Annotated in this window: 4 protein-coding genes; all 4 read left to right on the top strand. The window is 66.6% G+C overall.

What is annotated here, in order from left to right:
- Positions 1-189: 189 nt before the first annotated feature.
- Entirely contained in the window at positions 190-465 is a 276-nt protein-coding gene (locus OXM58_01060) for a DUF5372 family protein (GenBank protein ID MDE0146935.1), read from the top strand.
- 173 nt (positions 466-638) lie between these two features.
- Positions 639-1,118, top strand: coding sequence for a helix-turn-helix domain-containing protein (locus OXM58_01055; GenBank protein ID MDE0146934.1), 480 nt, complete (start codon positions 639-641; stop codon positions 1,116-1,118).
- Entirely contained in the window at positions 1,115-1,420 is a 306-nt protein-coding gene (locus tag OXM58_01050) for a hypothetical protein (GenBank protein ID MDE0146933.1), read from the top strand. The genes OXM58_01055 and OXM58_01050 overlap by 4 nt, the downstream gene beginning before the upstream one ends.
- Complete coding sequence (locus OXM58_01045; GenBank protein ID MDE0146932.1) at positions 1,413-3,494, top strand: recombinase family protein; 2,082 nt, start codon at positions 1,413-1,415, stop codon at positions 3,492-3,494. Before OXM58_01050 ends, OXM58_01045 begins: the two co-directional genes overlap by 8 nt.
- The last annotated feature ends 131 nt before the right edge of the window (positions 3,495-3,625 follow it).

Here is a 3,625-nt window from a genome sequence, read left to right as displayed (position 1 = left end):
CGTACCCGGTAGTACCCACGAGTATCATAGAGTATGATTATCCGAGATGTTTCTCCAGCATGTCGATCAGCCCGTCCTGGAAGGTGACGACCCGGTGCCACTCGGTCCTGTCGACCTTCTGGCCCGAGTTGCGTTCTACCGTTCCCAAATGCAGGCCGTTGCGCCGAAGAGGGTGATCATCAGGATGTTGTGATCACCCACCCGTTCCATCCGCTCAGGGGCCAAACGGTCCAGATTTACGACCGTGTGGGCGGATCCAAGAGATCGATTGTCCGCTACTTCGCGGATGGCCCGGGCGGCGCAACCCTTGTCAGCGTGCCGGTTTCCTGGACGTCCCTGGGGCAGGTCGACGACTTCGAGCGCGTTGCTTCGGGTCACTGCCTGTTCCGGGGCGACGACCTGGTTGTGCTTCGCGAGCTCGTCGACGCGCTGCTTGCACCGGCGGCCGAGCGTGATCAGAAATAATGGCGCTATATGATCAGAAACTAGGGCGCTTGTGCGCGGCTGCACCTGGCATGAAATGCCTGATAATCGCTGTATTCTCTACGTATCGAGCGAGGTCGTCGCGGTTGAGCGTTGACTCGGGTTCGATAGTTTGCGTATTATTTATTGAAAGCACTTCAGAGGCCCGCACCGCCATGGCAGAGCATCGCGACGACACCGAAAAGCGGAACCGGCTCAGGGAGGCCGGCACGCTCAACCGGACTCCGGAAAAGGTCAGCGATCCGGCATTCGTCTCCGGAGACTTCTTCGATTCCCGCGACCTGCTTCAGGTCCGCTACGAGATGGTCCGGCTGGTCCGGGTGGGAAGCGCCACGCTCGCGCAGGCAGCGGAACGGTTCGGGGTCTCGCGGCCGACCTGCTTCCGCATGGTCAAGGCGTTCGACGAGGGCGGGCTGCAGGAGCTCATCCCGGGACGGCGGGGGCCGCGGGGGCCGCACAAGATCAGCCCGGAGATGCTGCGCTTCGTCGAGGACTACAGGGCCCGGCACGGCCGCGTGGGCGCGCGCCGGCTGGCGCCGCTGATCGAGGACGAGTTCGGCGTCAGGGTCCATCCGCGCGGTCTGGAGAAGGCGATCGAGCGGGATAAAAAAAAATCTCCGGAGCCTGGGCCATGATGCACGCCGACGCCGCGCAGATTTACGAGGGCTGGCGCCAGCTCTGGCTGTCGGGCGGCGACAGCAACGCGATCGCCGTGCTGCGCTTCCACGGTCTGCGCGGTGCCCTGGCCGTGGTCGGGGCCGCGTGCAACCGCACCCGTCTGCGGCCGCCGTCGCGGCCGTTCGTCAACGTGGACCTGGCAATCGCCGACGCGGTGATCGTCGAGGCGGCCAGCCAGGTCCGGCGCCTGCTGCGCGTGTCGTCGCCTCCCGCGGCGACCGGCATCGCGCGGATATACGAGGAGAACCGTCATGTCTGAAGCGGAAGCGCGCAAGGTCGCGACGCATCATCTGGAGCGCGAGGCCTGCCTCTATGTGCGGCAGTCCTCGCTTCGCCAGGTCATGCAAAATACCGAGAGCAGGCGGCGCCAGTACGGGCTGAGCCAAAGGGCAGTGGCGCTCGGCTGGGCTGCCGAGCGTATCCGGGTGATCGACGAGGACCAGGGCAAGTCGGGGGCCTACAGCGGAAACCGCAGCGGCTTCCGCGATCTGATGGGGAGCATCGCCGCCGGCGATGTGGGGATCGTTCTCGGCCTCGAAGTCTCGCGCCTGGCGCGAGACAACGCCGACTGGCACCAGCTGCTGCGGATCGCCGGCATCACCAATACCCTGATCCTCGACGAGACCGGCATCTACGATCCCAACGACGGCAACGACAAGCTCCTCCTGGGAGTCAAAGGGACCCTCAGCGAGTTCGAGCTTCAGGGGATCAAGGCGCGGATGGTCGGCGGCCAGCGCAGCGCCGCCGCGCGCGGCGCGCTGAAGACGCGGTTGCCGGTCGGCCTGGCGTACAACGACAGGGACGAGGTGGTGTTCGATCCCGACCGGTCCGTCGTGGACGCGGTCCGTCTGGTGTTCGACAGCTTCCGGCGGATGGGGTCGGCGATGGCGGTGGTGAAATGGATGCACCGCGAGAACATCGCGCTGCCGGCGCGCCCGCGAAGCGGGCCGGCCAACGGCGAACTGAACTGGGCGCTTCCGCGCGTGCCGCAAGTCGGCCGCATCCTGAGGAATCCCCGCTACGCCGGCGCCTACGTCTATGGCCGGACGAACGTCAAGCGGCAGGCGGACGGGACCACACGATGCCTCGTCGTGCCGATGGAGGACTGGCAGGTCTGCATCCAGGAGGCCCATGTGGGCTTCATCGATTGGGACGAGTACCTTCGCAATCGAGTGACCCTGAGAGGCAACGCCGCCTCCTTCCTGGAATCGTCCGCGCGCACCGCGGCGCCTCGCGAGGGAGCGGCGCTGTTGCAGTCGCGGGTGCTCTGCGGCTACTGCGGCCGGCGCATGAGCATGCAGTACAACAACGCTCTCCCGCATCGCAACCGGCCGGCGCGCTACCACTACGTGTGCAACGAAGAACTCGCGCGCTACGGACGGAAGACCTGCCAGATCATGCGCGGCGATCTCGTCGACGCCGAGATATCGCGCTTCGTGATCGACGCGATGAACCGCAAGAACATCGATCTTGCCCTGGCGGTCCAGGAGCAGGTCGATGTGGAGTTCGCCGAGGCCGATGCCCAGCGCGCCAGGCGCATCGAGGCCATGCGCTACGAGGCCGATCTGGCGCGGCGCAGGTTCTTCGAGGTCGACCCCGCCAACCGGCTGGTGGCGGCGTCGCTGGAAGCCGACTGGAACGAGCGCCTGCGCGAGCTGGAAGAGGCATGCCGGGAACGCGAGGCCCGCGGCGCGGCGCGCGACACCGAGCTCTCCGAGCGGCAGGCGGAGCGCATTCGGGAACTGGCGTGGGACTTCGAGCGGGTATGGAACGCCGCTGAAACCGGCAACGCGGATCGCAAGCGGCTGCTCGGGCTTCTAATCGAGGATGCGACGCTCACCCGGGACGGCACCGAGGTGACGATCGGTCTGCGCATGCGCGGGGGTCGCTCCCTGACGCTCGAGCCCCTTCAGTTGCCGAGACCGATGGCGGAGATCCGCAAGACACCCCCGGAAACGGTCGCCACGGTCGACCGGCTGCTGGAAACTCACGGTGACCACGGCACCGCACGGGAGCTGAACGCCACGGGGCGCCGAAACTGGAAGGGCGATCTCTACACGGCCGCGCACGTGGGCAGGATACGGCGGGCTTACGGCTTGCCCACGCACACCGAGCGTGAGACGAAGCGGCTTCGCGATGAGGGCTTCTCGACGGCCGCGGAAGTTGCCGGCCAGATCGGCTTCAACGAGAGGGTCGTCCGGCGGCTGGGAAGAACGGCAACGGACGCGCGGGTGGAGCGGGTCATCGTCCCGACCAAGGGCCAGCGACGGTACTGCATGTACAGAGCGAACTTCGCCGGCAAATCGGTGCCGTCGCCGGAACCCGCATCGTGAGGCTCAAAATGCTGCCAGTGAACGACACCATCGCGGCAGCCGACCGGTCCGGGCGCCGGTGGAGGCTCGAAGCCCGCACCAAAAAAGGGGCCAGCGCCGAAGCGCCGGCCCCCGAGTTGGGAGGGAGGAAC

The sequence above is a fragment of the Rhodospirillaceae bacterium genome, from assembly GCA_028819475.1.
GTDB lineage: Bacteria > Pseudomonadota > Alphaproteobacteria > Bin65 > Bin65 > Bin65.
Note: the sequence above shows the minus strand (reverse complement) of the source record. Positions and strands in the feature narration are given on the sequence as shown.

Bases quoted from the DNA above. Each gene is read 5' to 3' on its own strand.
- OXM58_01055 (MDE0146934.1), top strand. From the start codon at position 639: ATGGCAGAGCATCGCGACGACACCGAAAAGCGGAACCGGCTCAGGGAG.
- OXM58_01050 (MDE0146933.1), top strand. From the start codon at position 1,115: ATGATGCACGCCGACGCCGCGCAGATTTACGAGGGCTGGCGCCAGCTC.
- OXM58_01045 (MDE0146932.1), top strand. From the start codon at position 1,413: ATGTCTGAAGCGGAAGCGCGCAAGGTCGCGACGCATCATCTGGAGCGC.